Genomic DNA, 24,524 nt, shown 5'->3' with positions numbered 1-24,524 from the left:
GACGGGCCGGCACGCCGCGCGGAACGGTCAGGGAAGCGTGACCGCGACCGGTGTGATCCCGGCCTTGCGGATCAGGGACGGCAGGCGCCCGGCGAACGGGTGGTGGTCCAGCGGCAGGCCCCGCGGGTTGTCGATCACGTAGTGGACGACGCCGCCGGCGCCGCTGCGCGTCCATGCCGCTCCGACGGACCGCAGCAGCGACGCGGTCTTGGCAGCGTCCGCGGCCTTGACCGACACGCGGATCGGCGACTCGTACGACGGAAGCTGCGCCGCCTCCTGGGCCGCCCTCGCGGTCGCGGTGGCCTGCGGCGCCGCGGCCTTCGCGGGGTCGGGGCCGAGGATCGCGTTGTAGAGCAGCTTGGCCGTCCCGTCGCTGAACGCGCGGAAGTTGGGCTCGGCCGCGAACAGCACGGACCGGCCCGTCCCGACGGGCTGGTCAACGACCGCCGCCGTGCCGCCCAGTTCGGACCCGCCCCGCTCGAACCCGGACACGAACCAGTCGGGCGAGTCCGCCTGCGGGTACGCCACGACGACGCCGCTGGACGCCCTCATGACCGGGTCGTAGGAGGTGAAGTTCCACGCCGTCGCGCCGACGCCCTTCGCCAGCGGGCTCGCCCTGTCAACCTTCACGCGGAACAGCGTGCCGGGGACGTCGGACGTCGGCTCCGCGAGCGTCGCGGTCGTCAGGCCGAGACGCGCCGCGAGCTGCGTGCCGCCCTGCCAGCCGATGTAGCGGCCGCCGTCCCGCGTCCACTGCTGGAGCGCGGCGCGCCCCGCGTCGCCGAGGGCCGTGTAGGCGGACGAGGCCGGGCCGTTCGGCGTGACCAGGACCTCGACGTCCTTGAGCTTGCCCGCCGCGACGTCCGCCGGAGTGAGCAGCGTGAACGGCAGTTTCCAGTCGCGGTCGAGGCGGTGCCTCAGCCAGCCGGCCGACTGCCGCGCCGACGACGACGTGGCCGACAGCTGGAGGACGCCCAGCTTGGGCGCCTTTCCCTCGTGCCCCGGACGCGGCGCCGGGAGCGTCCGCAGCGGGACGGTCCGCGGGTGCAGGACGGCGCCGGACGACCCGCCGGAAACGTTGCCCAGCAGTGGCAGGCTCCACGCCGTCACGTCGTAGAAGTACGGGAACGGCGTGTAGGAGTCCTCGTTCAGCATGGCCTGGATCCAGTGCTTCTGGCCCTGCGCCATCGAGATCCAGTACGTGCCCGCCGGCAGCGTCGTCGCGGCCTCAGGGCGCCCGTACGCCTTGTAGTCCGGCACGGCCAGCGGCCTGGCCAGCCTCTCGACGCGCACGCCCATGCGCTGCAGCCGCCGCACGATGAGGGCGGTCTCCGCGCGCTTGGCCGGGTCGTCGTCGCGCAGGAAGTAGCTCCGCACCTTCCGGTCGGGCACCTGCCGGTCGACCGTGTTCGGCGGGTTGTAGACCTGGTTGGGCTCGAGCTTCCCGGCCTTGCCCTGCTCGTAGGCGTCGACCGTCATCTGCCGCCACTCGGTGAGGATCCGGTGCCGGCCGCGCGCCGCCGCCGACAGCGACACCCACTGGGTGAGGTACTGCTCCTTCACCCGGTCCGGGTACGGGCTCTCGTCGCCCTTCTCGTACGTCATCCCGGCGGCGTGGAACGCGCTGGTCGGCACCGAGTCGCCGTACCCCTGGTAGAAGAGGTCGTAGACGTCGCGGTTGAAGAAGTCGATGCCCTGCCGCGTGAACTCGGCGGCCATCGCCGGGCCGTACAGGTCGTTGATCCAGCCGACCGCCTGCTCGGGGGTCTCGTGGTAGATCGGGTCGGCGTTCGGCGGGAAGAAGTAGGAGTCGCCGCCCATCTCGTGCGCGTCGATGTACAGCGCGGGCGGGTACTGGTTCAGCATCGCGAGCTTGCCGTCGGTCTCCGGCTGCGTGCGCGCGAACCAGTCCCGGTTCATGTCGAAGCCGTAGGCGTTCTGCCGCGTCTCCAGCGTGCGCCCGTCCGGGTTCTGCGTCGGCAGGACGACCACGAGCGCGTTGGCGAGGATCCCGGTCGCGGCGCAGTCGGCGCGGTCGCCGAGATCGCGCAGCACCCGCAGCGCCGCGTCCGTGCCGCTCGGCTCGTCGCCGTGGACGTTGCCGCTGACCCACAGGATCGGGACGCCGCGATCGGTGATCCGCTTGGCGAGCGCGGCGGGGGTGCGGGGGTCGCGCAGGAGCCCGGCCTCCGTCCGCACTTTGGCCAGCCCCGCCTTGGAGACCAGTTCGGGCCGTCCGGCGATCGCGTACTTCAGCGGACGGCCCTGCGCGGTGGTGGCCAGCGTCCCGGACACGACGCGCTCGCTCTTGGCGGCGACCGTCTCCAGGTAGGTGTCGGACTCGGCGGCGCTGACCGGCCGCTCACCGAGGTCGAAGCCGAGGACCTGTTCGGGGGAGGGGACCTTGCCCCGGTAGACCGGTGCGGTCCGGGTCGGGTCGCAGTCGGCCGCGGGTGCGGCGGGCAGCGCGGCCGCGGGCGCGGCGAGCGACGCCGGGGCCGCCAGGGACACCGCCATCACCACAGGCAGTGCCAGTTTTCGGGCTCTCATGAGCCACAACGTGACACCGGCCGGGGCCGCCACCAAGGGCAACTTCTGCCAAGAAAGATCAGCCGCGCTTCTCCGGGCGCGGGCGCGGGCCGGTGAGGGCCGCGGCCCGGTTGATGGCCTGGAGCGCGAACTCCTGCGTCCGGGTCAGCCCGCCCGGACCGCGCGGGGAGCCCTCCGGCGCGGGCTCCTGCGGCGCGCCCGCGAGCTGGGCCTTCGCGCTAAGCCCGTAGGACAGGAAGAGCAGGACGACGAACCCCGCCAGGTAGGCCAGGTGCTCGACGAGACCGCCCCACCGGCCGGTGAAGACGTCCAGGACGGCGAACATCGCGAACCCGGCCATCCACCCCGCGACGGGCGGGACCAGGAGCAGGTCGCGGCGGAGCACCACCCCCGCCGCCGCGGTGAGCACGAGCAGCGCCTCGACCGCCTTGACGAAGACGAGGATCCCCGTGGCGGGCCCGGACCCGAAGTAGCCCTCCACCTCGTCCAGCCGGTCGCCCCACAGCGCCACCGCGGTCGCGAGGCTCGCCACGCCGTAGGCGACGACGAACACGCCGACCGCGTAGTGGAACCGGTGCCACGTCCGCCCGCCCCGCGCCGCGCCGCCGGCCGGTGCGGCGGACGGCCCGGATCCTGGCTGGGCACCCGCGCCCACCGTCATTGTCGCCCCCATCTGCCGGTTCATCTGCCAAGCGCAAGATATCCCGGATAGGGTCCGGGCGACCTCCGAAACGCGGTGCGCCCTCGCGGCCCCGCCCCGTCCGCCTCCCCGCCGACAGGCCGGGGTGCTTGCGCGCGGGCGGGTGAAGAGGGAGGCTGAATCGCACGTCGGGCCGCACGGAGTCCGTGAGGAAACAAGGATGACGCCTGACGACACGGGAACAGCCGCGCCCTCGAAGACGCGGATCGAATATCTGGAAGAACTCGGCGAGGAGCTGGTCAAGCGCGGTCTCCGGGTGCGTCTCACCCTGCCCCGCGGCCAGTCGCCCAGCCTGCACGTGATGAATCCGGAAGCGGCCGCCCTGACCGAGAACATCCTGGCGGAGCAGGGCGCGGACGGCTGGTGGTACTGGTGGTCGTGGGCCGAGCGCATCGCGCCCGCCGCCGACGCCTCCGCCGCGGCCGACCGCGTCGCCCGCGTCCTGTCCGCCTGAGCCCGGCTCCGCGCGGCCCGGGCAGGGCCCGAGCCCGACCCTGCCCGAGACCACCCGATCGCGGGACAGCCCGAGCCCGGAACAACCCGAGCCTGGAGCCGCCTGATCCCGGAGCCGCCTGATCCCGGAGCCGCTTCGGATCGCGGTGGCGCCGCCCCTGCGCGTGCGGTGCCGCCGGAGTGAGCCATGCCGTGACCGCGGGCCGCGGTGAATGTTGACCCGCGGAACATTTCGCCGACCTGGGCCCATGCGAGCGCGCCCGCGCGGCGTCGGGCGCCTTCCCGCCCCCACCTCCGGCCCCCTTGTGTTCCACCCGTGTTGATCTCGTGTTACGTGATTGTTACCGCCGACAACAAATCAACACGGTCTCAGGTCTGGCGCGACGGACAAGCGCGACATAAGTTGCGGGACACAACATTCCCGTCGGTAGCATGTGATCTCGCTCACCGGCACCGGCTACACCCCCCGGCCGCGGCACGGCGGCCACCCCCAGAAAGGACCCGGGCAATGCGCAAGGGGATCCTCAGCCTGCTGGCCGTCACGACGGCGGCGGCGCTCAGCCTCACCGCGTGCGGGGACGGCGACTCCGACAGCAAGAGCGGTTCCGGTTCGAAGGGCAAGGTCGGCGTGATCCTGCCCGACACCACCTCCTCCGTCCGGTACGAGAGCTTCGACCGGCCGTACCTGGAGCAGGCCTTCAAGGCCGCCGGCGTCGCCTACGACATCCAGAACGCCGAAGGCTCGACCCAGCGCTTCCAGACGATCGCCGACCAGATGCTCACCAGCGGCGTCACGGTCCTCGTCGTGGACGGCATCGACTCCAACTCGGCGGCCGCCGTCCAGCGCAAGGCGCAGGCGCAGGGCGTCAAGACCATCGACTACGACCGGCTCACCCTCGGCGGCGTCGCCGACTACTACGTCTCCTTCGACAACGTGAAGGTCGGCGAGGAGCTCGGCAAGGGCCTGCAGAAGTGCCTCGGCGACAAGAGCGCCAACATCGCCTACCTCAACGGCGCCCCGACCGACAACAACGCGACGCTGTTCGCCAAGGGCGCGCACAACGTGCTCGACCAGGCGAGCACCTACAAGAAGGTCGCCGAGCAGCCCGTCCCGGACTGGAAGGCCGAGAAGGCCGCCACGATCTTCGAGCAGATGTGGACCGAGCAGCACGGCAAGATCGACGGTGTGCTCGCCGCCAACGACGGCATCGGCAACGCGGTCATCTCGATCCTCAAGAAGAACAAGCAGGCCGGCAAGGTCGCCGTCACCGGTCAGGACGCCACCCTGCAGGGTCTGCAGAACATCCTGGACGAGACCCAGTGCATGACGGTCTACAAGCCGGTCAAGCAGGAGGCCGACGCGGCCGCCAAGCTCGCCGTGTCCCTCATCAAGGGTGAGAAGGGCGAGACCAACGGGACCACCAACGACCCGGAGGGCAAGCGCGACGTCCCCTCGGTGCTGCTGACCCCGATCGGCGTCTACAAGGACAACGTCAAGCAGGTCACCGACGACGGCTTCGTCAAGAAGGAGGACCTGTGCAAGGGCTCCTTCGCGGCCAAGTGCAAGACCGCGGGCATCCAGTAGGAGCCCCGCGCTGACCTCGTGGCGGGCCCCGCACCGCTGAGGGCGCCCCGGGTCCCCGGAAACCCGGGACGCCAGGGGCCCGCCACGGGCATGACGCCCGAACCCGTGGAAGGAAACACGTGGCTGAAAACGGAGATCCCGTCCTCCGCCTGACCGGGCTCAACAAGAGCTTCGGCGCCGTCCATGTGCTGCACGACGTGGACTTCACCGTGCGGCTGGGCGAGGTGATGGCCCTCGTCGGCGACAACGGCGCCGGCAAGTCGACCCTGATCAAGTGCATCGCCGGGATCCACCCCGTCGACTCGGGACGGATCGAGTTCGAGGGCCGGCCCGTCACGATCGACGGGCCGCGGACCGCGTCCGAACTCGGGATCGAGGTCGTCTACCAGGACCTGGCGCTCGCCGACAACCTCGACATCGTGCAGAACATGTTCCTCGGCCGCGAGCGGCGCAAGGGCATCGTGCTGGACGAGCCGTCCATGGAGGAGGCGGCCCGGGAGACCCTCGCCCGCCTGTCGGTCCGCACCGTCAAGTCCGTCCGGCAGCAGGTGGCGAGCCTGTCCGGCGGGCAGCGGCAGACCGTCGCCATCGCCAAGGCGGCGCTGTGGGAGTCCAAGGTCGTGATCCTGGACGAGCCCACCGCCGCGCTCGGCGTCGCGCAGACCCGGCAGGTCCTCGACCTCGTCCGGCGCCTGGCCGACACCGGGCACGCCGTCGTGCTCATCTCGCACAACATGAACGACGTGTTCGAGGTGGCCGACCGCATCACCGCCCTCTACCTCGGCCGGGTCGCCGCGGACGTCGCCCGCTCCGAGGTGACCCACGGCCAGGTCGTGGAGCTCATCACCGCCGGCCGCACCGGTGATCTCGGCCTCGCGCCGCAGACCGCCGCCGAGAGCATCTGAAAGGGGACCAGGTGTCCACCGACCTCCCCAACGGCAAGGAGACCGCCATGAAGCTGGCGGACTCGGACTTCTCGACCGACCGGCGCCAGCACGACTCCAGGTCCGCGCTGCTGGACTACTGGTACAAGATCAAGGCCGGCGAGCTGGGCGCGCTGCCCGCCGTCCTCGGCCTGATCTCGCTGGTCGTGCTGTTCACGATCCTGAAGCCCGACACGTTCCTCAGCAAGGCCAACATCGCCAACCTGTCCACGCAGGCGCTGCCCATCACGATCCTCGCGATGGGGCTCGTCTTCGTCCTGCTGCTGGGCGAGATCGACCTGTCGGCCGGCGTGGCCAGCGGCGTCTGCGCGGCGGTGATGGCCAAGCTGATCGTCGACGCGGGGCAGCCCTGGTACGTCGCGGTGATCAGCTCCGTGGCGATCGGCATCGTCATCGGCACCACGATCGGCTGGCTGGTCGCGTTCCTGCGCATCCCCTCGTTCGTGGTGACGCTGGCGTTCTTCCTCGGCCTGCAGGGCATCACGCTGCGGCTCATCGGCGAGGGCGGCACGGTGCCCGTCCGCGACGACTTCGTGGTGGCGCTCTCCAACAAGAACATGCCGATCTGGCTCGGCTGGACGCTCGCGGTCGCCTGCGTCGTCGGCTACACCGCCACGCTGCTGCTGCGCTGGCGCCGCCAGCACGTCCGCAACCTGCACTCCAAGCCGCTCGGGTTCGTGCTCGCCCAGTGCGGCGTCGTCGCGGCCGCGCTGCTGATCAGCACCTACGTGCTGAGCCTGGACCGCGCCCCCAGCCCGCTGATCGACCTCGGCGGGATCCCGTGGGGCGTGCTGCTCGTCGGCGTCCTGCTCGTCGCCTGCACGTTCGTGCTGGGCCGCACCGCCTACGGCCGGCACATCTACGCGGTGGGCGGCAACGCCGAGGCCGCCCGCCGGGCCGGCATCAACGTCACCCGCATCCGGATCTCCGTCTTCATGATCGCGTCCGGGCTGGCCGCGATCAGCGGCATCGTCGCCGCGTCCCGCCTCAACTCGGTCGCCACCGACGCGGGCGGCGGGAACACGCTGCTGTACGCGGTGGGCGCCGCGGTCATCGGCGGGACGAGCCTGTTCGGCGGGCGCGGCAAGGCCCGCGACGCCGTGCTCGGCGGCCTGGTCATCGCGCTCATCGACAACGGGCTGGGGCTGCTCGGCACCAAGGCCTACCTGAGCTACCTCATCACCGGGGTCGTGCTGCTGCTCGCCGCGAGCATCGACGCCTTGGCGAGGCGCCGCCGCTCCAGCACGGGACGGTGACCTCGTGGGCGCGGTGACGCCGTGAAGAACACGGTGAAGCCATGAACGCGGTGACGCCATGAACGCGGCCGGGGAGGCCGGGGAGCCGGTGGCCCGCGACATCGGCTCCCCGGCCTGGCCGGAGGACCGCCCCGAGCGGCCCTCCGGCGGTATCGGGCCGGGGAATCCTGCTGATACCCTCACTGATCACGACCGCCTGGCGCGCGGCGGCGGTGCGGCACGGTGGGAGCCCCTCGGCATGTCAGTGACGCCGGTCCTGGACCTGCGCGGTATCGACAAGAGCTTCGGCTCCGTGAAGGTGCTGCAGGACGTCGCCTTCTCCGCCTATCCCGGCGAGGTCACCGCGCTCGTCGGCGACAACGGCGCCGGCAAGACCACCCTGGTCAAGTGCATCGGCGGCATCCACCCGTTCGACCGGGGCGAGTACCGCTTCGAGGGCCGGCCGGTGCGGGTCGGCAGCCCCCGCGACGCCACCCGCCTCGGCATCGAGATCGTCCACCAGGACCTCGCGCTCTGCGAGAACCTCGACATCGTCCAGAACCTGTTCCTCGGCCGCGAGGAGCGCCGCGGCCTCGCCCTGGACGAGACCCTCATGGAGGAGATGGCGCGCTCGACGCTGTCGGGGCTCGCCGTCCGCACGATGGGCTCGGTCCGGCAGCGGATCTCGACGCTGTCGGGCGGGCAGCGGCAGACGGTGGCGATCGCCCGCGCCGTCCTGTGGGACAGCAAGCTCGTGGTGCTGGACGAGCCCGCCGCCGCGCTCGGCGTCGCGCAGACCCAGCAGGTCCTGGAGATCGTCCGGCGGCTCGCCGACAAGGGCCTCGCCGTCGTGCTGATCTCGCACAACATGAACGACGTGTTCGCGGTCTCCGACCGGATCGCCGCCCTCTACCTCGGCCGGATGGTCGCCCAGGTCCGCACCGCCGACGTCACCCACCGGGAGGTCGTCGAGCTGATCACCTCCGGGACCAGCGGAGAGCTGGGGCTGCGCCGATGATGAAGGCGGGCCCGTCACAAGAGGACATCCGGCGCCACAACCTCGGGACGCTGCTGCGCTTCGTGCACCTGCGGGGCCCCGCGTCCCGGGCCGTGCTCGCCGAGTCCCTCGGCCTCAACCGCAGCACGATCATGGCGCTGACCTCCGACCTCACCGCCGCCGGGCTGGTGCGCGAGGAACTGCCGCGCGGGCCGGGACGCCGCGCCGGGCGCCCGTCCCTGGTGGTGCGGCCCGAGTCCACCCGCGTGTACGTGCTGGCGTTCGAGGTCGGCGTCGACCGGCTCGTCGTCGCGCGCGTCGGCCTCGGCGGCGTCGTGCTGGACCGCCGGGAGGGCGTCCGTGCCCGCGACGCCGATCCGGGCGACCTGCTGGGCGTGCTGGTGGCCGGCGCCCGGTCCCTCGTCCGCAAGGCCGAGCGCGACGCCGTCTGCGTCGGGGCGGCCCTCGGCTTCCCCGGCACCGTCCGCCGCTCCGACGACACGATCATGTTCGGGCCGAACCTGGACGTGGGCGACCTGCGGCTCGGCGACGCGCTGTCCCGCCGCCTCGGCCTCGGCATCCCCGTCTCGGTCTGCAACGACGCCAACCTCGGCGCCCTCGCCGAGCACGAGCGCGGCGCGGGGGTGAACTGCGACAACCTCATCTACCTGCACGGCGACGTCGGCGTCGGCGGCGGCATCATCGCGCACGGCCGGCTGCTCGGCGGCGACGAGGGCTTCGGCGGCGAGATCGGGCACATGGTCATCAACCCCGGCGGCCGGCCCTGCGCCTGCGGCTCGAAGGGCTGCCTGGAGGCCGAGGTGGGGGAGCGGACGCTGCTGGCCCACGCAGGCCGCGAGGAGATCCCCGGCCAGGCCGGGCGCGACGCGGTCCGCGACATCGTCGCCGCCGCCGACGCCGGCGACATCACGGCCCGGGAGGCGCTGCACCGCGTCGGCACCTGGCTCGGCCTCGGCGTCGCCAACCTCGTCAACGTCTTCAACCCCGGCCTGGTCATCTTCGGCGGCACGCTCCGCGACATCTACCTGGGCGCCGCTGCCCAGATCCGCAGCGTCCTCGCGACCAGCGCCCTCGCCGCCCCCAGGGAGAAGGTGAAGCTCCGCACCGCCGCCCTGGGCGACGACACCACCCTCGTGGGTGCTGCCGAGTTCGCCTTCGCCGAGGTCCTGGCCGACCCCGTCCAGGTCCTGGCCCGTCTCAGAGCCCCCGAGACGGTGTGAAGCGCGTGAAGGCCCCGTAGCCGCTCCGGTAGAAGACCAGGGGATCGCCGTCGCGGTGCTCGGCGAGGTCGTGGACGCGGGCGACGACGAGCAGGTGGTCGCCGGCGGTGTGCTCCTGCTCCACCGAGCACTCGATCCACGCCAGGGCGCCGTCGATCAGGGGGGCGCCGCCGGGGCCGTGCGTCCAGCCGACGCCGGTGAACTTGTCGGGGCCGCTGCCGAAGGCGAGCCGCTCGGAGACCTCCAGCTGCGGCGCGGCGAGGATGTTGACGCAGAAGCGGTCGGAGGCGCGCAGGATCGGCCACGTCCTGCTCGTGTGCGCCACGCAGAACGCCACGAGGGGCGGGTCGAGGGAGACGGACGTGAACGAGTTCACGGCGAGGCCCGCGGGGAGGCCCGAGGCGGGATCGATGGCGGTGACGGCGACCACGCCGGTCGCGAACCTGCTCAGCACCGAGCGGAACGCGGCCGGGCCGGGGCCGGTCGCCGAGGGTCCGGACGAGCGGTCGGGCGATCCGTGCATGGTGGTCCGTTCCGTGGCGGGGGTACGTCGACGACCACTAAAGCCCTTGTCGCGGGGTCCTGATTCCCCGGGAGGGCGATCTCGGTCGAAGGTCCCGCCGGGTCGTCGGTCTCCGGACGGAGGCGGAGCCTACGGGCGCGGCGCCTCGGCGGGGGTCTGGGCCGGGACGGCGGCATAGGGCGTGAGGAACGCCACCGTGGACATGCCGTCGACGATCAGGCGGCCGGTACCGGCCAGCCACGCCTTGCCGCGGGCCGGGACGCGCGGCCCCTCGTGCAGCGCGACCCAGGCGATCCAGCCCACCGCGACGACGGCCCAGTAGGACACGAGCCGGTACAGGCCGACGGCCGCGGCGGCGGGCGACAGCGTCGCGCCGAACGCGACCAGGGATGCGGCCATGCTGCCCTCGATGGCGCCGAGGCCGCCGGGCAGCAGCGGGAGCAGGCTGCCCGCCGCCTGGGCGGCGAAGTAGGTGAGGGCGACGCCGTTCGGGGCCACCTGGATGCCGACCGCGTGCGCCGCCGACAGCAGCGCCAGGATGTCGAACACCCAGTTCAGCAGGGCCAGCGCGATGAGCGCGGCCCAGTCGCGCAGGGTCGGGCGCAGGATCTCGCGGACGCCGGCCAGCCGCTCCGCGTACGGGGCGATCTTGGGGTTGGCGAGCGCGGCCCGGTAGCCGCGGCGCAGCGGGGCCGTCAGCAGGGCGCGGAGGGGGCGCCACCGCAGCGCGGGCACCAGCAGGACGGCCAGGAGCAGCGGGACGGCGAGGGCCGACAGCGCGATCCCGCGGGCGTGCGGGTCGGCCACCAGCGCCAGGAGGCCGATCAGGGAATAGGCCGACGTGGTGATCACGCCGCCGGCCAGGATCACGGCGGTGGCGAGCTGCGCCGAGGCGCCGGCGCGGCGGAACTGCCGGAACGTGTAGACGACGCTCACCGCCGGCCCCGCCGGAAGCGTCGTGGACAGGGCGTTGCCCGCGTAGGTGATCGCGAACGCGCGGCGCAGCGGCATCCGCAGCCCGCCTATGCGCAGCAGCCGGCGCTGCAGCCGGGCGAACGCGCCCATCGAGCCCGCCACGGCCAGCACGACCACGGCCAGCCAGCCCGGGTCGGCGTGCGACACGGCCGTCAGGATGGCGCCGAGGTCGGGGAGCTCGTCGCGGTAGAGGGGGAGTGCGGCGAGGGCGCCGAGGACCAGGGCCCACTGGAGGATCAGGCCGGCCTTGCGCCGCCACCACGGGCGCCGCGGGGCCTGCTCGTCGGGCTCCTCCCGGAGCGGGAACGGGTCGGCTTCGGCCGGGGGACGGACCGGTGCCGTGACTGCCTCGTACATGTCCCGGTCACCTCGCAAGCTCGCCCGCATTGCGCAACCTATGGCCCGGCTAAGACATTCCCCTGGGGTGGGAAACGAACCGCAAAGTGACGTGCGCCACGCCCGGCGCGGGCGGAGGGTCGGCGGGCGGAATCAGGAACCTTTCACAACGTTCTGACAGATGATCATGTGGTGTCTAACATCTCCGTTCTGTCCTACTTCCTGCCCGCCCCCACGGAAAGGACTCCATGTCCCCCCGCCTAAGGACGCCGAGCCGCGGAAAGGCCGCCCGCGGAAGAACGACCGCGATCGGCCTCGGCGCGGGCGCCGCCTCGCTCGCCGTCGCCGTGGCGCTGGCCCCGCCGTCCGGGGCGACGCGCGACCTGGCGGTCTCGGCCGTCGCTGCGGCCGCCGCCCCTGGCGACACCGCGCCGCTGCCCGGAGTGTCGTTCACCCTGAAGGCCGCCCCCGTCTCGGCGGAGGCCCTGAGGCAGCTCGACGCCATGGCCGCGGACCCGGCGCGCGGCATGACGCGGCAGAAGGACCTCGCGGCGGCGGCGGCCGGCGCGGCGAACGGCCTCACCTGGAAGAGCGGCTGCGGATCCAACGACGCGGTCAAGGCCGTCGACGCGAAGGTGACGCTCGGCGCGTGGTGCTTCGACAACGGCGACAAGAGCAGCCAGTACTGGATCCCTCAGGGCGTCGCCATCAGCCGCACGGCGCAGCTCGACGGCGTGGCGCTCAGCTGGTACCACCGGCACAAGTCGGGGTCCGACTGGGTGACGGACGGGTCGCGCGTCACGGTGGGGCCCCGCCCCCGAGTGGACGCCAAGGGCGCCTACCAGCCGGTCACGCTGGCCATCCCCACGGTGACCGCCGGCGGGAAGCTCGCCGTCCAGGAGGTCTCGCCCGCCAACTCCCCGGCCGGGCCAGTCTCGGTCAAGGGCGTCGACGACGCCAAGCAGCACCAGGGCGGCGTCGCGCTGGCCGGGAACTTCCTCTACACGGCCGACACGTCCGGTCTGCGCGTGTACGACGTCCGCCGCACCTACCGGGTGGCGACGGGCCAGAACATCCTGGGCGTCGGCGCCGACGGCCGGTTCTACGCCCACAACGAGAAGTACGCCCTGTTCCAGACCGGCACGTACAGGCCCGAGAACGCCGGGGCCTGCCCGGCCTGGGACGTGGTGCCGTCCGCCAGGGACAAGGACCTGTGCTTCAGCACCGTCACCTACGACCCGACGACCTCGCCCGCGAGCCTGCTCACCGCGGAGTACAAGATCGAGGGCGGGGTGACGTCCGCCAAGCCCATGCGCGCGGTGCGCTGGCCTCTCAACGCCGACGGGTCGCTGAAGACCGACGGGTCGGGACGGGTGACCTCGACGACCGTGTTCGGGACGAACCTCACCCACGTCCAGGGAGCCGCCGTGTACCACAGCGGGACTGGCGACACCCTCTACTACGACGTGTCCAACGGCGCCTCGCCCGGCAGCGTCTACAGCGATCGCGACGGCGACGGGAACGCGCCGTTCCACGTGGTCGGGCCGATCGGCGGGGAGTCCCTGGCGTTCGACCCGTACTCGGGAGGCGACCGCATCTGGGGCATCACCGAACGCCCCGGCCAGCGGATGCTGTTCTGGATCTACCGCAAGGAACTGCAGAAGCCGGGCATGCCCTAGCCCGGCGGCCCCGGCGGCGCCCGCACCGGCCCGGTGCGGGCGCCGCCGCGTTCACGGCCTGCGGGTGCTCACGGCCTGCGGGTGGGGTTGACCGCGTCCTCTTCGGCGGCCCTCATCGGCGCGGGGCGCTCCTCGTCGTGCTCTCCGCGGGCCTCCCGCTCGTACTCGGTGATGCCCAGGCCGTCCCGGCTCTCCTCGGGCTCCTCGATCCGCAGGTCCTCGGGAGGGTCGTTCACGTACTCCTCGGTCAGGGCGATCTGCTCGTCCTGGGTGTTGTCGCCCATGTCGTCCATATCCTCGCGGAAGTCGCGGGACTCACCCGGCTCGCGTGCCCTCATGACTCCTCCCCTGTCCGTCTCGGTTTCGCTGATCGGACCGGTATCCCCGAACACCGGCGCCCTACTCGCGGTCGCGGACGGCGACGAGCCCGCCGACGACGCCCACGTACGCGGTCCCGTCCGGGCCGATGGTGACGGGCGCCCAGCTGTTGTCGAACCACTTGCCCGTTCCGGTGAGCACCTTGTAGGCCGTCCGGCCCGTGTGGACGTCCACCGCGGTGAGGTACCAGGCGTCGATGAGGTCCTTGCGCGGCTCCTTCGTGTAGAGGTACAGCAGCCCGGCGGGCACGGAGACCTTGGCAACGGTGGACGGCGAGCGCTCCGTGCTCGTCCAGACGGTCTCGCAGCCCGTCCCGTCCGGTCTCACGTCCACGCGGCTCGCCCCGCCCGTCGACGACCCGCCCGGCGGCAGCTCGAAGAAGTTGCGGTAGCCGTAGTTGTTCTCCACGAACAGGCTGCGGCCGTAGCCGATGAGGGAGTTGTCCGTCGCGCTCGCCCCGCTGCCGAACACGGGCACCTGGCACACGAGCCCGCCGTCCTCGGCGCGCCGGACGATCACGTGCATGCGGTCGTCGGCGTTGTCGGTGATGGCCACGTAGCCGTCGCCGAAGAACGTGGGGGTCGTCCCGGAACCCTGGTCGATCTGGCCGGGCTTGCGCCCGCTGCCCCTGTCGTACGGCTCGCGCCACACGATCCGCGGCGTTCCGTCCGCGGCGGCCCGCATCTGGTAGAGCGCGTGGTCGGACACGACCGAGACGCCGTTCTCGGCGGCCGCGAACGAGTTCTGTATCGTCTCGCCCTCCAGCCGCGCCATCCGGACCTTCCCGGACTCCGGATCCACCGTGCCGACGCGGCCGCCCTTCGTGACCCACCAGATGAGGCCGCCCCAGTCGGGCCCGACCGCGGTGACCGGGTCGCATTCCCCCTTCGGCCACGGGTTCGTCCAGGTCGCGCAGTCGTGGGGGAGGTGCGCGCCGAGGTCCCAGTCGTCGGTGACCGTGAAGCGCCATTGGCCGTCCGGGCCCTTCTCGTGCGCGAAACGGCGCAGGTGGAAGGCCGAGTCCGCCAGCACGGCGCGGTCCTGCGGGTCCAGGTAGTAGTAGGCCCCGCCCGAGGTGTCGGTGAACACCTTGTCGAGGCTCAGCGAGAACACCGCCTGGACGGTGGACGGCCTCGGCGGCAGCTCGTAGGTCGCGAGGTCCTTCAGCGTCCCCGGATCGATGAGCCGCAGCACGAGGTTCTGCCCGCGCGTGCACTGCGCGACGATCAGCCCCGTCCGGCGGGCGAACGTCACCGTCGAGCACAGGCCCGGCAGGCCGCCGCCCTTGGCCTCGTCCAGCACCTGCGGGTCACGGCCCAGGGGGCCCAGGAACGGATAGGTGTCGGAGGCGTAGCTGTCGGCGTGCATGGACGAGGTTCCGACCGGTCCCTGGTGCGGGTTGGCCGGGACGGGCCGGCCCGCGAGCGGCGCGGGCGCGGCCGGCGCGCCGACGTACGCCGGGACGAGCCCCGTCCCGGGGCCGTCGGGGATCGGGTCGGCCGCAGCCGGGACCGCCGCGCCCACCAGGGCGGCGGCGAGGAGGACGGCGAGCAGGGGTCTGCGCATGGAGGGCTCCCTTGACCGGACAGGGTGGCCCCGGTCGCGCCCTCCGGGACGACCACCGCGTAAAAGGGTGATCGTCCGGCGCCCCCCGATGGTTACGATCCGGGGCATGGGCGTACAAGCTGTGATCTTCGACTGGGGCGGCACGCTGACCCCCTGGCACGACCTCGAACTCGCCGACATGTGGCGCGCGATCTGCGCCGCCCACCTCCCCCCGGACACCCTGGAGGAGGCCGTCGCCGCCCTCGTCGCCGCCGAGGACGAGCTGTGGCGCCGCGGCACCGAGGAGCACCGCAGCGCCACGCTCGCCGAGGCGTTCGCGATGGCCGGGCTGGAGCCGACCGAGGCCCTGCTCGACACCCACTTCGAGACGTGGACCCCGCACACCCACACCGATCCCGCCGTCCCCGGCCTGTTCGGCGCCCTCCGCGAGCGCGGCATCAAGATCGGCGTGCTGTCCAACACCATCTGGACGCGCGACTGGCACGAGCGCGTCTTCGCCCGCGACGACGTCCTCGACCTGCTCGACGGCGCCGTCTACTCCAGCGAGATCCCCTGGACCAAGCCGCACGCCGAGGCGTTCCGCGCCGCCATGGACGCGGTCGGCGCCACCGACCCCGGCTCCTGCGTCTTCGTCGGCGACCGCCCCTTCGACGACATCCACGGCGCCAAGTCCGCCGGTCTGCGGGCCGTCCAGATCTGGCACCAGACCACCCACGCCTTCGAGCGGCCCGGCCTCACCCCGCCCGACGCCCTCATCCACGAACTGGACGAGTTGCTCCCGCACGTGGAGCGGTGGCACTCAGCCTGACGGCTTCGCGGCCACGATCAGGTCGCGGGAGATGGCCTGGTCGACGCGGTGGCGGAAGCCGCGGTAGGCGCCGGAGTCCCGGACGTCCAGGCCGCTGGAGGCGAGGATCTCCGCGAGCTGCTCGCGGCGGCCGACGAAGGTGTTCCACGAGATGCCGATGGCGCCGCCCGGACGCAGCAGCCGCACCCACTCGGGGACGGCCGCCGCCAGCAGCTCCACGGGGCTGCGCGACAGCTGCGGCTTTCCCCTGCGGCCGGGCTGCGTCCCCTTGGCGCGGCTCCCGTGCTGGACGCCGTAGGGGGCGTCCGTCACGATCAGGTCGAACGACGCCGGCCGGAAGAACCGCCCGGCGCCCAGGGAGTCGGCGTTCACGACGGTGATCTCCATCGTCTCGCCGCTCTTGTAGCGCTCCTTGGACGCGCCGAGCGTCACGTGCAGGCGCCGCCCGAGGACGGCCTTCTCGCGGCGCACGTTGGCGACCTCGGCCTGGTGCTTGACCCGGTTGTTCTTCAGCCAGGTCTTGATGAAGGCCGCGTAGGCGTCGAAGTCCTTGCCGTCGACGTCCATCCCCGCCGCGTCCAGCCCGTACATCATTGCCTGGTTGAGCGTCGTGCCCCGCCCGCACATGGGGTCGAAGACGCGGGGGCGCCCGGTGACCAGGTCCATGGGGGAGTCGGTCGCCATCGCCGTGACGTTCAGCAGCAGCTTGGTGAAGTACTCGTTCGTCTTGCCCGAGTACTTCTGGATGGTGAGCAGGTCGCTGCCGAACAGGTCGAGGGGCTGGAGCCCGACCGGGCGGAGCAGCTCGCCCTCGATCTGGAACAGCGCGTAGAGCGACGACAGGTTCGACAGGAGGCGGACGTCCTGGTCCGTCAGGGCGTCGGCGGAGAACGTGACGTACGGGACGCCGCCGATCGCGGTCTCCTCGATGTCGCGGACGCGCCCGCCCAGGGCCCGTTCGCTGAACACCGCCAGCTCCGCTTTCACCAGGTCGGCGGCGGACTGTGCATAGACCCGGTTGTGCGAAGGGGAGACGAGAAGGCCGTACGCGGTCATTTGGTGGACCCTACTGGACCCGGAGAGGAGAGACCGCCGGGACGGGGGTCCGGCGGTCTCCGCGCGGCGTGTGACGGCCGCTCCTCTCTCGTCAGGCGGCTCGCGCGGGCCGATCCTCGGCCTTGCCGCCCGCCTCCGCGGGCGGCTCCGGAGCGGGACCGCGCGAGGCGGCGGGCAGGGCCCGCGCCTCCCGGGCGGCCGGAAGCTCCGCCGCGTCCGGGCCCTCCACCGGTGGAAGGTCCGGGAGGTGCCGCGCGGCGGCGTTCAGCAGTTCCGCGACGCGGCTCTTGAGGCTGGCCAGATCGGACCGCGCCACGTCCGCCTGCGCCTGGGCCCTGCGCGCCTGGCGCCGCGCGGCGTCGCGCTCGGCGGCCAGCCGCGTCAGTTGCTCGTGGTAAGCGGCCCGCAGGTCGTCGAGGGCGCTCGTCCCGCCCGTCTGCGGAGTCGTGGTCACGTGGGCTCCCTCCCCCGAAGTCATCCCGTGGCAACAGGAGTAACGACACCGAACGGGCCCTTCGTTCCCACCGTGCCGAAGATCACTCACCGGGTTCGGGACGCGGGGACAGAGCCGCCGGCGGCAGCCCCGGGAACGCCTCGGAGGGCGCCGCGGCCCCCGCCCTGGACCGCCAGCGCGCCGCCCACGCCATGGCCCGCTGCGCGCTGTCGGCGGCGAAGGCGCGCAGGTCGGGGGAGGAGACGCCCGCGAGACCGATGTAGGCGGGGACGAGGTCGCCCTCCAGCGCCGCCGCGAGCTGGGCCGCGCTGCGGACCGAGGTGACCCTCACGGGCAGCCGGTAGGAGGCCGCCGCGGGGACCGGCGCCGCCGACAGGATGGAGACCAGTTCGTCGCGCCGGGCGCGATGGGCGTTCCACAGGTCCTTCGCGGTCTGGTGGAGGGGGCCCCGCAGCCTGGCCCCGAGCACCCCGTACCCGTACACGGCCGCGTGCTCGGCGGACAGCGCGGCCTGCAGGGCCTCGGCGTCCGACCTGGCCCGGACGGGCGGCGCCGCGCCGCTGACGGTCATGGCGTGGCCGGCCTCGCAGGCGCCGATGCTCGCCAGCAGCTGGGCGAGCGCCGGACCGGCCTTGGCGGCGTCGGTCATGCGCGCCCGCGCGGCCCGGTCCTCCAGGTCGCGCAGGGCGGCGAGCCCCGCGGTGCCCGCGGGGACGGGCGCGGCGCTGGGGGAGGGGATCGCGCCGCCCTCGTCGGCCCGATCGCCCGAGCCGGGGACGTAGTGCCGCCTCAGAACGGCCAGATGCTCGCGGTGACGGGCGAGGACCGGGTCCAGCCGGCCGGCCAGCGAGGCGTTCGCCGACCGCGCCGCCTCGTACGAGGCGATCAGGTTCTGCTCGGACGCGATCGCGCCCACGAGCGTCGGCACGTCCTTGCGCGGGGCGGCCGCCTCCGCCGCGCAGGAGGCCAGCCACGGCAGCACCGGCACCGCGGCGCCTCCCAGCAGCACGGCGCGGCCCAGCAGCGCGCGGCGTGACAGCGCCTGCGTCGAGCGTGACATCGCTTGCCCCGGCGGCGGTGCGGCCTCTGGCAAAGGAAGTCTCCTCACCCGGTGGCGGAGATGGCGGCGGCCCGCGGCGGCGGCGGTCCCCGGACGCGCCCATCGGGCCAGCTCAAGCATTCCATATCCGCCGCGCCGGAGAGCCGCCGTAAAGACCGCCGCGGTCCCCGGCTGTCGATAGTCTTGAGGTGTCGGCGGACGAGCGGCGATCCCGCCGCCGCGGGCGGCGGTACGGATCGCAGGCGGCACAACAGGAGGAGGACCCATGAGCGTCGAGTCCCGTGGCGGCCGCGCTCAGGGGAGGCGCGGCCGATCGGATGAGGCGGCCCCGGCGCGCGAGGGCGCGCGCCCGGTGCGCGACACCGCCCGGCCCGGCCGCGACGCGGCCGCCGCGGCCCTCACCCGGCTGCTCGCCCCCGCGGTGACCGAGGCGGGCTACGACCTGGAGGAGGTCGACGTGCGGCCCGCGGGCCGCCGCCGGCTCGTCCGGGTCGTCGTCGACGCCGACGGCGGGATCAGCCTCGACGACATCGCCCGGCTGAGCGAGACGACCTCCGAGCTGCTCGACGGGTCCGACGTCATGGGGTCCTCGCCCTACGTGCTGGAGGTGACCTCGCCGGGCGTCGACCGCCCCCTCACCGAGCCGCGGCACTGGCGCCGCGCCGTCGGCCGGCTGGTCGTCGCCCCGCTGACCGAGGGAGGCCAGATCGAGGGCCGCGTGGTGGCGGCCGACGACGAGGCCGTCGAGATCGACGTCGTCCGGAAGCGCCGGGGCAAGGGAGCCGGGGCGGGCGGCGGGAAGTCCGCCGGGCCGGAGACCGTGCGGCGCCGGTTCGGTCTCGGCGAGCTGGGGCGCGGCCGTGTGCAGGTGGAGTTCAAGCCTTCGTCGCCGGCCGAGGAAACGCGTTCTCCGGCGGAGCCGGACTAGAGGGGGGAACTCTCGTGGACATCGACATGACCGCCCTACGGGGCCTGGAGAGCGAGAAGGACATCTCGCTCGACGTGGCCGTCAAGGCCATCGAAGACGCCCTGCTGATCGCCTACCACCGGACGGAGGGCGCGGCGCCGAAGGCGCGCGTCGAACTCGACCGGCAGAGCGGCCACGTGACCGTGTGGGCGACCGAGACCGACGACGAGGGCAACGCCGTCGGCGAGTACGACGACACCCCGACCGGGTTCGGCCGCATCGCCGCGACCACCGCCAAGCAGGTGATCCTCCAGCGCCTCCGCGACGCCGAGGACGAGCTGACCTTCGGCGAGTACGCCGGCCGCGAGGGCGACATCGTCAGCGGCATCATCCAGCAGGGCAAGGACCCGCGGAACGTGCTGGTCGACCTCGGCAAGATCGAGGCGATCCTGCCGCCGCAGGAGCAGGTGCCCGGCGAGCGCTACGAGCACGGCGAGCGGCTGCGCGCGTACGTGGTGCAGGTCCGCAAGGGCCACCGCGGCCCCTCGGTGCAGCTGTCGCGCACGCACCCGAACCTCGTCCGCAAGCTGTTCGCGCTGGAGGTCCCCGAGATCGCCGACGGCACGGTGGAGATCGCCGCGATCGCCCGGGAGGCCGGCCACCGCACCAAGATCGCCGTGCGGTCGCGCAAGTCCGGGGTGAACGCCAAGGGGGCCTGCATCGGCCCGCTCGGCAGCCGGGTCCGCAACGTGATGGGCGAGCTGCACGGCGAGAAGATCGACATCGTGGACTGGTCGGAGGACCCCGCGGAGTTCGTCGGGAATGCCCTGTCCCCGGCGCGTGTTTCGAGTGTCGAGGTGGTCGACGCCGACGCCCGGGTCGCCCGGGTGGTGGTGCCCGACTACCAGCTGTCCCTCGCCATCGGCAAGGAGGGGCAGAACGCCCGGCTAGCCGCGCGGCTCACCGGCTGGCGGATCGACATCCGGTCCGACACCGAGCCCGTACAGACGCCCCCGAACAGCGCCGGACCCGGCGAATCTGGATCTTCTGCGTCAGGAGAACATGCGACAGGCCCCGCCGACGCCTCGGCGCGGTAGACTCATGGGACGTGGCCGGGCGGCCCCTGTTCGCACGTGTGTGGGTTGCCGGGTTCGCACGGTCAAGTCCGACTTGCTGCGCCTCGTGGCGGTCGAGGGCGTCATCGTCCCCGATCCTCGCGGGCGGCTGCCGGGACGGGGTGCGCATCTGCATCCCGATCCGGAGTGTCTCGCACTCGCAGAGCGGCGTCGGGCGTTCCCGCGGGCGTTCCGCCTGCCGGGCCCGCTCGACGCCGGCCCGCTGCGGGAGCGACTTGCGGCCCTCGCCGCGCGGCAGCAGGATGGCCGAATGGTAAGCGACGTCTAGTCGGAAGCAGGTCGAGATTGCTATGAGCGCTCGATGAGCACGCCGCGATGAGTACGGCAAGTTAGCGACGGTCCGGAGGCCGCACCCCCGGACCGAGTAGGGAGTGCAGTGGCGAAGGTCCGGGTTTATGAACTCGCCAAGGAGTTCGGTGTAGAGAGCAAGGTCGTCATGGCCAAGCTCCAGGAAATGGGCGAGTTCGTACGGTCGGCGTCCTCAACGATTGAGGCGCCGGTCGTTCGCAGGCTGACAGAAGCCTTCTCAAATTCTTCTTCCGCCCCCAAGCAGGGCGACCGACGGGCCGCGGGCAAGAAGCCCGCTCCGCGCCCGTCCGCACCGCCGCGTCCGGGTTCGTCCGGCGGCGGTGGTTCCGATTCTCAGGGCGCGCGTCCTGGGCCCCGTCCGGGCCCGCGGCCGTCCGTGCCCAGGCCGGGCCCCGGTGGTCCCGGTGGCCAGAGCGGCCCCAGCGCCCCCGGCGCCCCCGGTAGTCCCGGTGGCCAGGGCGGCCAGGGCGGCGCGCCCAAGCCCGGCCCTCAGCCGGCGCCGCGGCCCGTCCCGCCCGCGCCGAGCATGCCGGTGAACGCGCCCGCGGCGCAGGGCCCGAGCGCCCCGCCCGCGTCCGGTCCCGGTACCGGGGCGGGCAACCGCGCACCCGGCGGCCCGAAGCCGGGCCCCCGCGCGCCGAAGCCCGGCCCGCGCCCCGCGCCGCGCCAGGGCGGCGGCGGCGGTGGCCGCGGCCCCGGTGGGCCGCGTCCCGGCAACAACCCGTTCAGCTCGACCAACACCGGCATGGGCCAGGCGCCCAAGCCGGGGCCGCGTCCCGGCCCCCGTCCGGCCGGTGACCGGCCGGAGCGCGGAGGGCCCGCGGGCGGTCCGCGTCCCGGCCCGCGGCCGGGCGGCGCCCCTGGCGCCGGCGGTCCGCGCCCGAACCCGGGCGGCATGCCGCCCCGGCCGGGCGGCCCGCGTCCGAGCCCGATGAACATGCCGTCCTCCCGGCCCGCGGGCGCCCCAGGGCGCGGCGGTCCCGGCGGTGGCGGCGGCGGTCGCGGTCCCGGCGGCGGCGGTCGCGGCCCGGGTGGCGGCGGTCGCGGTCCCGGTGGCGGCGGCCGTCCCGGTGGCGGCGGCGGCTTCGGCGGCCCCCGCGCGGGTGCCGGCGGTCGTCCCGGCGGTGGCGGCGGCTTCGGCCCCCGTCCCGGTGGCGGAGGTCGCGGTCGCGGCGGCACGCAGGGCGCCTTCGGTCGCCCCGGCGGTCGCCCGGCGCGCGGACGCAAGTCGAAGCGGGCGCGTCGTCAAGAGTTCGAGAACATGCAGGCGCCCGCCGTCGGCGGCGTCTCGGCTCCGCGCGGCAACGGCAAGACGATCCGGCTGCCGCAGGGCGCGTCCCTGACCGACTTCGCCGAGAAGATCGGCGCCAACCCGGCGTCGCTCGTCGCGATCATGATGCACCTCGGCAAGATGGTCACCGCGACCCAGTCGGTCGACCCCGACGACCTGATGGCGCTCGGGCTCGAGCTGGACTTCGACGTCCAGGTCGTCAGCCCCGAGGACGAGGACCGCGCGCTGCTCGAGTCCTTCGACATCGAGTACGGCGAGGACGAGGGCGGCGAGGAGAACCTCCAGTCGCGTCCGCCGGTGGTCACCGTCATGGGCCACGTCGACCACGGTAAGACCAAGCTGCTGGACGCCGTCCGGCACGCCAACGTGCAGGCGGGCGAGGCCGGCGGCATCACCCAGCACATCGGCGCCTACCAGGTCGAGACCGAGGTCGACGGCGAGGAGCGCAAGATCACCTTCATCGACACCCCGGGCCACGAGGCGTTCACCGCCATGCGTGCCCGCGGTGCCGACACCACCGACCTGGTGGTGCTGGTGGTCGCGGCCGACGACGGCGTCAAGCCGCAGACCACCGAGGCGATCGACCACGCCACCGCGGCGGGGGTCCCGATCGTCGTCGCGGTCAACAAGATCGACGTCGAGGGCGCGGACCCGAACCGGGTCCGGGCGCAGCTGACCGAGTACGGGCTGGTGGCCGAGGAGTTCGGCGGCGACACGCAGTTCATCGACGTGTCCGCCAAGCAGGGCACCAACATCGACGGGCTGCTGGAGGCGATCGTCCTGACCGCCGACGCCACGCTCGACCTGAAGGCCAACCCCGACATGCCCGCCCAGGGCTCGGCCATCGAGGCCCACCTGGACAAGGGCCGGGGCGCCGTGGCGACCGTGCTGGTGCAGCGCGGCACGCTGCGGGTCGGCGACTCGATCGTCTGCGGCGTGGCCAACGGCCGCGTCCGGGCGATGCTCGACGAGAACGGCAACAGCGTCGAGGAGGCGGGCCCGTCCCGTCCGGTGATGGTGCTCGGCCTCGCGGCCGTGCCCGGCGCGGGCGACAACTTCCTGGTCGTCGAGGACGACCGGGTCGCCCGGCAGATCGCCGACAAGCGGGTCGCGCGCAAGCGCAACGCCGAACTGCTCAAGAGCCGCAAGAGCAGCTCCCTGGAAGAGCTGTTCAAGGACCTGGAGCGGGGCGAGCGGCAGGAGCTGCTGCTCATCCTCAAGGGCGACGTGTCCGGTTCCGTCGAGGCGCTGGAGGACTCCCTCCTCAAGATCGACGTGGGCGACGAGGTCAACCTGCGGATCATCCGCCGCGGCGTCGGCGCGATCACGCAGGACGACGTCAACCTGTCGCTGGCGTCCGAGGGCGCGGTCATCATCGGCTTCAACGTGCGGCCGGAGCGCAACGCGCAGGAGCTGGCCGACCGCGAGGGCGTCGACATCCGGTACTACTCGATCATCTACCAGGCGATCGAGGAGATCGAGGCGGCCCTCAAGGGCATGCTCAAGCCGGAGTTCGAAGAGGCCCAGCTCGGCACCGCCGAGGTCCGCGAGATCTTCAAGGTGCCGCGGATCGGCAACGTCGCGGGCTCGATGGTCCTCTCGGGGATCATCCAGCGCAACGCCAAGGCCCGCCTCGTCCGCGACGGCGTCGTGGTCGCCGACAACCTCACGGTGTCGTCGCTGCGCCGCTTCAAGGACGACGCGACCGAGGTCCGCGAGGGCTTCGAGTGCGGCATCGGTGTCGGATACAACGACATCAAGCTCGGTGACGTCATCGAGTGCTTCGAGATGCGGGAGAAGCCCCGCGACTGAGGCGGTCGGCAGGTCCGCGCGGCCCCGCGAGGGGCCGCGCGGGCGGTCGGCACGGCGGGCCCGTCCGGGCCCGCCGGCGACGTGATCGTTTAATCGGGTGACAGGGCGCCAGGCGGATCTTCTAGCCTGGCGTCCGTCATGTCCTGCCGGGAACACGGCGGAAGACCTCCGTCGTTCCACCTTCTGACGACCCCCGAGGTGATCGACCAGGTGTACGTGGGTGCGTTGACGCTCGACCTGCTGCTGGGAGACGTCCGCTCGCTGAAGCAGAAGCGGTCCGTCCTCCGTCCCCTCATCGCCGAGGTGCACAAGCGCTTCCCGGCGGTGGCCGTCGCCGAGACCGGTGACCACGACCTGCACCGCAGGGCGGAGCTCGGGGTGGCGGTGGTGTCGGGCACGGCGGCGAACTGCACCGAGGTCCTCGACCAGTGCGAGCGGCTCGTGGCCGGACGGCCGGAGATCGAACTGCTGTCCGCCCGGCAGCGGCTGTTCAGCAGCGAGGACTGACGGCCGGGCGCGGAGGCGGGCG

22 protein-coding genes are annotated in these 24,524 nt (G+C 73.0%); 13 read left to right on the top strand and 9 right to left on the bottom strand.

What is annotated here, in order from left to right; all coding sequences use genetic code 11:
* Positions 1 to 27 precede the first annotated feature (27 nt).
* Both K4S16_RS05960 and K4S16_RS05955 read right to left on the bottom strand, forming a co-directional pair.
* Complete coding sequence (locus tag K4S16_RS05960; protein ID WP_149257718.1) at positions 28 to 2,550, bottom strand: M14 family zinc carboxypeptidase; 2,523 nt, start codon at positions 2,548 to 2,550, stop codon at positions 28 to 30.
* Between the two features lie 58 nt (positions 2,551 to 2,608).
* Positions 2,609 to 3,235, bottom strand: a complete 627-nt coding sequence (locus tag K4S16_RS05955) for a hypothetical protein (protein WP_149257717.1) — start codon at positions 3,233 to 3,235, stop codon at positions 2,609 to 2,611.
* A gap of 175 nt (positions 3,236 to 3,410) precedes the next feature.
* On the opposite strand from K4S16_RS05955, the gene K4S16_RS05950 reads away from it, so the two are divergent.
* The 6 genes from K4S16_RS05950 (at position 3,411) to K4S16_RS05925 (ending at position 9,705) form a co-directional block, all read left to right on the top strand.
* Complete coding sequence (locus K4S16_RS05950; RefSeq protein ID WP_168221011.1) at positions 3,411 to 3,704, top strand: hypothetical protein; 294 nt, start codon at positions 3,411 to 3,413, stop codon at positions 3,702 to 3,704.
* 507 nt (positions 3,705 to 4,211) lie between these two features.
* The gene (locus K4S16_RS05945; protein ID WP_149257716.1) at positions 4,212 to 5,288 is read left to right on the top strand and encodes a sugar ABC transporter substrate-binding protein; all 1,077 of its coding nucleotides are present in this window, start codon (positions 4,212 to 4,214) and stop codon (positions 5,286 to 5,288) included.
* A 119-nt stretch (positions 5,289 to 5,407) separates the two neighbouring features.
* Entirely contained in the window at positions 5,408 to 6,193 is a 786-nt protein-coding gene (locus K4S16_RS05940) for an ATP-binding cassette domain-containing protein (RefSeq protein ID WP_149257715.1), read from the top strand.
* A gap of 11 nt (positions 6,194 to 6,204) precedes the next feature.
* A complete protein-coding gene (locus tag K4S16_RS05935; RefSeq protein WP_235036595.1) occupies positions 6,205 to 7,488 on the top strand; it encodes a sugar ABC transporter permease in 1,284 nt (427 codons plus the stop codon).
* A gap of 238 nt (positions 7,489 to 7,726) precedes the next feature.
* Positions 7,727 to 8,485, top strand: coding sequence for an ATP-binding cassette domain-containing protein (locus K4S16_RS05930; protein WP_149258063.1), 759 nt, complete (start codon positions 7,727 to 7,729; stop codon positions 8,483 to 8,485).
* Positions 8,485 to 9,705 carry an ROK family transcriptional regulator gene (locus tag K4S16_RS05925; protein WP_149258062.1) on the top strand — a complete coding sequence of 407 codons (1,221 nt, stop codon included), beginning with the start codon at positions 8,485 to 8,487 and terminating at the stop codon, positions 9,703 to 9,705. The genes K4S16_RS05930 and K4S16_RS05925 overlap by 1 nt, the downstream gene beginning before the upstream one ends.
* Here the strand turns inward: K4S16_RS05925 and K4S16_RS05920 are convergent.
* The gene (locus tag K4S16_RS05920) at positions 9,683 to 10,228 is read right to left on the bottom strand and encodes a flavin reductase family protein (RefSeq protein WP_149257714.1); all 546 of its coding nucleotides are present in this window, start codon (positions 10,226 to 10,228) and stop codon (positions 9,683 to 9,685) included. The two genes, K4S16_RS05925 and K4S16_RS05920, sit on opposite strands and share 23 nt — an antisense overlap.
* A 129-nt stretch (positions 10,229 to 10,357) precedes the next feature.
* Complete coding sequence (locus tag K4S16_RS05915; RefSeq protein ID WP_149257713.1) at positions 10,358 to 11,560, bottom strand: lysylphosphatidylglycerol synthase transmembrane domain-containing protein; 1,203 nt, start codon at positions 11,558 to 11,560, stop codon at positions 10,358 to 10,360.
* Between the two features lie 227 nt (positions 11,561 to 11,787).
* On the opposite strand from K4S16_RS05915, the gene K4S16_RS05910 reads away from it, so the two are divergent.
* Complete coding sequence (locus K4S16_RS05910) at positions 11,788 to 13,218, top strand: hypothetical protein (protein ID WP_149257712.1); 1,431 nt, start codon at positions 11,788 to 11,790, stop codon at positions 13,216 to 13,218.
* Between the two features lie 68 nt (positions 13,219 to 13,286).
* Here K4S16_RS05910 and K4S16_RS05905 read toward each other — a convergent pair whose 3' ends face one another.
* Together K4S16_RS05905 and K4S16_RS05900 are read right to left on the bottom strand one after the other, a co-directional pair.
* A complete protein-coding gene (locus K4S16_RS05905) occupies positions 13,287 to 13,556 on the bottom strand; it encodes a hypothetical protein (protein ID WP_149257711.1) in 270 nt (89 codons plus the stop codon).
* Between the two features lie 61 nt (positions 13,557 to 13,617).
* The gene (locus K4S16_RS05900; RefSeq protein ID WP_149257710.1) at positions 13,618 to 15,162 is read right to left on the bottom strand and encodes a hypothetical protein; all 1,545 of its coding nucleotides are present in this window, start codon (positions 15,160 to 15,162) and stop codon (positions 13,618 to 13,620) included.
* Positions 15,163 to 15,268: 106 nt separating this feature from the next.
* Between K4S16_RS05900 and K4S16_RS05895 the strand changes: the two genes are divergently transcribed.
* A complete protein-coding gene (locus K4S16_RS05895; RefSeq protein ID WP_149257709.1) occupies positions 15,269 to 15,970 on the top strand; it encodes an HAD family hydrolase in 702 nt (233 codons plus the stop codon).
* Here the strand turns inward: K4S16_RS05895 and K4S16_RS05890 are convergent.
* The 3 genes from K4S16_RS05890 to K4S16_RS45560 all read right to left on the bottom strand — a co-directional run bounded on the left by K4S16_RS05890 (position 15,962) and on the right by K4S16_RS45560 (position 18,540).
* Complete coding sequence (locus tag K4S16_RS05890; RefSeq protein WP_149257708.1) at positions 15,962 to 17,026, bottom strand: TRM11 family methyltransferase; 1,065 nt, start codon at positions 17,024 to 17,026, stop codon at positions 15,962 to 15,964. The two genes, K4S16_RS05895 and K4S16_RS05890, sit on opposite strands and share 9 nt — an antisense overlap.
* Before the next feature lie 91 nt (positions 17,027 to 17,117).
* On the bottom strand, positions 17,118 to 17,480 hold the full coding sequence (locus K4S16_RS05885; RefSeq protein ID WP_149257707.1) for a hypothetical protein: 363 nt from the start codon (positions 17,478 to 17,480) through the stop codon (positions 17,118 to 17,120).
* An 82-nt stretch (positions 17,481 to 17,562) separates the two neighbouring features.
* Positions 17,563 to 18,540, bottom strand: a complete 978-nt coding sequence (locus K4S16_RS45560; protein WP_235036594.1) for a ferritin-like domain-containing protein — start codon at positions 18,538 to 18,540, stop codon at positions 17,563 to 17,565.
* Between the two features lie 265 nt (positions 18,541 to 18,805).
* Between K4S16_RS45560 and rimP the strand changes: the two genes are divergently transcribed.
* From rimP to K4S16_RS05855, 5 genes are all read left to right on the top strand, one after another.
* The gene (gene rimP / locus K4S16_RS05875; RefSeq protein WP_149257706.1) at positions 18,806 to 19,468 is read left to right on the top strand and encodes a ribosome maturation factor RimP; all 663 of its coding nucleotides are present in this window, start codon (positions 18,806 to 18,808) and stop codon (positions 19,466 to 19,468) included.
* Positions 19,469 to 19,494: 26 nt separating this feature from the next.
* A complete protein-coding gene (nusA, locus tag K4S16_RS05870; RefSeq protein WP_141586750.1) occupies positions 19,495 to 20,544 on the top strand; it encodes a transcription termination factor NusA in 1,050 nt (349 codons plus the stop codon).
* Entirely contained in the window at positions 20,510 to 20,851 is a 342-nt protein-coding gene (locus K4S16_RS05865) for a YlxR family protein (protein ID WP_308800780.1), read from the top strand. Before nusA ends, K4S16_RS05865 begins: the two co-directional genes overlap by 35 nt.
* A 108-nt stretch (positions 20,852 to 20,959) precedes the next feature.
* Positions 20,960 to 23,995, top strand: a complete 3,036-nt coding sequence (infB, locus tag K4S16_RS05860; protein WP_149257704.1) for a translation initiation factor IF-2 — start codon at positions 20,960 to 20,962, stop codon at positions 23,993 to 23,995.
* Positions 23,996 to 24,205: 210 nt separating this feature from the next.
* Positions 24,206 to 24,502, top strand: a complete 297-nt coding sequence (locus tag K4S16_RS05855; RefSeq protein WP_149258061.1) for a DUF503 domain-containing protein — start codon at positions 24,206 to 24,208, stop codon at positions 24,500 to 24,502.
* Positions 24,503 to 24,524: the final 22 nt, after the last annotated feature.

The sequence above is a fragment of the Actinomadura sp. K4S16 genome (assembly GCF_008327685.1).
Lineage (GTDB): Bacteria > Actinomycetota > Actinomycetes > Streptosporangiales > Streptosporangiaceae > Spirillospora.
The sequence above is the reverse complement of the archived record's forward strand: the minus strand, read 5'-3'. Positions and strand labels throughout refer to the sequence as shown.